Origin of the sequence: Steroidobacter sp., from assembly GCF_016790065.1 — a bacterium.
Classification (GTDB): domain Bacteria; phylum Pseudomonadota; class Gammaproteobacteria; order Steroidobacterales; family Steroidobacteraceae; genus Steroidobacter.
In genome coordinates this window covers 1-3,199 of record NZ_JAEUPY010000807.1, presented here as the reverse complement: position 1 = coordinate 3,199, position 3,199 = coordinate 1, and the positions used below count along the sequence as shown (strand labels likewise).

At 62.1% G+C, this 3,199-nt stretch carries 3 protein-coding genes; 1 reads left to right on the top strand and 2 read right to left on the bottom strand.

Annotation, left to right across the window (positions count from 1 at the left end; translation table 11 throughout):
* Both JNL55_RS32730 and JNL55_RS32725 read right to left on the bottom strand, forming a co-directional pair.
* On the bottom strand, nt 1-376 hold a 376-nt coding region (locus JNL55_RS32730; protein WP_293864644.1), incomplete at its 3' end, for an efflux RND transporter permease subunit.
* Nucleotides 373-1,551: an efflux RND transporter periplasmic adaptor subunit gene (locus JNL55_RS32725; RefSeq protein ID WP_293864641.1), complete on the bottom strand. Its 1,179-nt coding sequence runs from the start codon at nt 1,549-1,551 to the stop codon at nt 373-375. The genes JNL55_RS32730 and JNL55_RS32725, both read right to left, overlap by 4 nt.
* A gap of 174 nt (nt 1,552-1,725) precedes the next feature.
* Here JNL55_RS32725 and hrpB point away from each other — a divergent pair.
* Nucleotides 1,726-3,199, top strand: a 1,474-nt coding sequence (gene hrpB / locus JNL55_RS32720) for an ATP-dependent helicase HrpB (RefSeq protein ID WP_293864638.1), incomplete at its 3' end; no start/stop codon positions are given.

Genomic DNA, 3,199 nt, shown 5'->3' with positions numbered 1-3,199 from the left:
CTTCCTGTGCGGCCACGTCGATGTTCTTGTTCAACACGAACTGCAAAGTGATTTGCGTGTTGCCGAGCGAGCTGGTCGACGTCATCTCGCTGATGCCCGGCACCGAGCTCAACTGCACTTCCAACGGCGTCGCCACCGCCGAAGCCATGGTCTCGGGGCTGGCCCCCGGCAGGCCGGCGTTGATCTGCATCGTCGGCAGCTCGGCTTCCGGCATCGGCGCGACGGGCAGCAACGGAAACGCGACGATGCCCAACAGCACGATGCCGATGGTGAGCAGCGTGGTGCCGATGGGATGATTGATGAACCAATCCGACAAACCGGGACGCGTGAGACTCGCATGTGCGCGACTCACCGGCGGCAGGTTGTCAGAGCTCATCGCCCCGCGCTCCCTTGGGGGCCGGCAGCCGCCAGCGCGCTCGGGCCCTCGACCAATTTCACTTTGGCATTCGGTGTGAGTCGCGAGTGACCATCGGAGACGATGCTGTCGCCCTGGGCCAGACCCGCTTGAATCACAGCGATCTCATCGTTGCTGTAGCCGACTTCGACTTGCACGACTTCAGCCTGCTTGTCGCGCACTCGGAAAACGAACGGCCCATTCAAGCCTTGGCGCACAGTACGCGCAGGCACGACCAACGCGTTGCCGCTCACACCCGTCTGCAAACGCACGGTCACGAATTGACCGGGCCACAACTTGCCTTCTTTGTTCACGAACTCGGCGCGCATCCGAATCGTGCCGGTGCTCGCGTCGACCTGATTGTCGATGGTGGTGAGCTTGCCGTCGCCCAACAACACACCGCCGTCGCGATCGTAAGCGCCGACGTGCGCATAAGAGTCGCCTTGCGTAAGTCCCTGCACTCTGCCCAGTAACTCTTGGGGCAAGGTGAAAATCACGGAGATCGGATCGACTTGGGTCACAGTGACCAAGCCCGAGGTATCACCGATCTGCACCAGATTGCCCAGATCGACATGACGCAGACCGACGCGACCGTTCACCGGCGAAGTGATCTTGGTGTACGACAGCTGCACTTGCTGAGCCGCGATGGTCGCTTCGTTGGCGCGAATCGCCGCTTCGAGCTGCTCCACCTGCGCCACTTGTTGCTCGACGGTCTGCCGCGAGATGGCTTCTTCGGCGAGCAGATTGTCGTAACGGGACTTATCGAGCTTCGCTGCTTTCAACTGCGCTTCGTTACGGGCTTTCTCGGCTTCGGCCTGGCGCAGATTGGCGAGGATGGTGCGATCGTCGATGCGGGCCAACAGTTGGCCGCGTTTCACGTTCTGACCTTCTTCGAACAACACGTCGGTGACTATGCCGCTGACCTGCGGCCGCAACACCACGTTGTGCAACGACTGCACCGTGCCGATACCGGCCGCGAGCTGCGGCACATCGCGCTGCTCGACATTCACGACGGAGACGGGCACCGGCGGCGGCCCACGCGGCGGATCGGCGGCCAGGCTGCCGGACACCAGCCGCCAGCCAATGAGCAGCACCAACGGGGTGGCCACAGCCGCGCCGATCAAGGCGCCACGGGATTGGGGGAATCGAATAGACATAGGAAAGAATCGACGCGAATGCCTTTTGGGAGGCTGGGAGGAACATAGCCGAACGCCAGCCACCGGAACATGACCCGCAGCTTACGAAGTTGTCAGGAACGGGTGGCTGTTTATAAGTAACTGAAGTGTCTAGGGTTATAGCCCTTTGGACGGCCGATCGTCGATAATGCCGCGGTGAACCGTCCAGCAGTCCCCCTTCCCATCGAACTGGCGTTGCCCGACCTGCGGCGCGCCTTGATCGACCATCGCAACGTCGTGCTTCAGGCGCCGCCTGGCGCCGGTAAATCCACTGGCGTGCCGCTCGCACTTCTCGATCAACCCTGGCGTGGCGATGCTCGCATCGTGATGCTCGAACCTCGCCGGCTGGCCGCCCGCGCCGTTGCCACTCGCATGGCTTATACGCTCGGCGAAGCGGTCGGACGCACCGTTGGGTATCGCACGCGACTGGAAACCAAGGTCAGCAAGGACACGCGCATCGAAGTCGTCACCGAAGGCATCCTCACTCGCTGGCTACAACGTGACGCGACCTTGGAAGGCGTGGCGTTGGTGATCTTCGATGAGTTCCACGAACGCAGTTTGAATGCCGATCTCGGTTTGGCGCTGTGCTTGGATGCGCAAGAGACGGTTCGTGAGGATCTGCGCTTGCTGGTGATGTCCGCGACGCTCGATGGCGCAGCGGTCGCAAAACTTCTCGGCGATGCGCCCATCGTGACTGCCAAAGGTCGTGCTTTCCCGGTAACCACGCATTATCGCGAGCGACTCGATGTGCGCAGCTCGCGGCCTCAATACGAAGATATGGCACAGATCCTCGCTCGCACTATCGCTCGTGCCATCGAGGTTGAGGACGGCGATGTGCTCGCCTTCCTTCCTGGCCAGGGCGAGATTCGACGCGCGCAACGGTTCTTGGAAGAAACATCGCTCCCGGCAGGTACGCGAGTGTTTCCGTTGTTTGGTGAACTGGCGGCCCAGGAACAGGATGCCGCGATCCAGCCCAGTCGCAGCGGTGAACGCAAGATCGTGCTCGCTACCAACATCGCTGAGACCAGCCTCACCATCGAAGGTGTGCGCATCGTCGTCGATAGCGGGCAGGAACGTCGCTCGCGCTTCGATCCTGTGACCGGCATGGGTCGTCTGGAGCTGGGCAGCATCTCTCGCGCTTCTTCTGATCAGCGTCGCGGTCGAGCCGGACGAGTGCAAGCGGGTACGTGTTATCGGCTGTGGAGCGAAGTCGAACACGCTTCGCTGCCTGCGCAGACTTCACCTGAAATCGTCGGCGCCGATCTGGCGCCGCTGGCATTGGAGCTGGCGAATTGGGGCATTGCCGACCCTGCCACGCTGCGCTGGTTGGATCCGCCGCCGTCCGCCACTTTTTCGCAAGCTCGCGATCTGCTGCGTTCTCTCGATGCCATCGCAACGGACGGCCGCGTAACGGAACACGGTCGTACGCTGGCGCGAATGGCGACGCATCCACGGCTAGCGCACATGATCGTGCGTGGCGCGGAAGTTGGTTTGCAGACCACGGCTTTGCAGATCGCAGCTGTGTTGGGTGAGCGCGATCTGCTGCGCACTCAAGGTCAGGATCGGAATGTCGATTTGCGCTTTCGTGTCGAAGCACTGCGTGGCGAGCGGAGCTTGCCCGGCGGCGTGT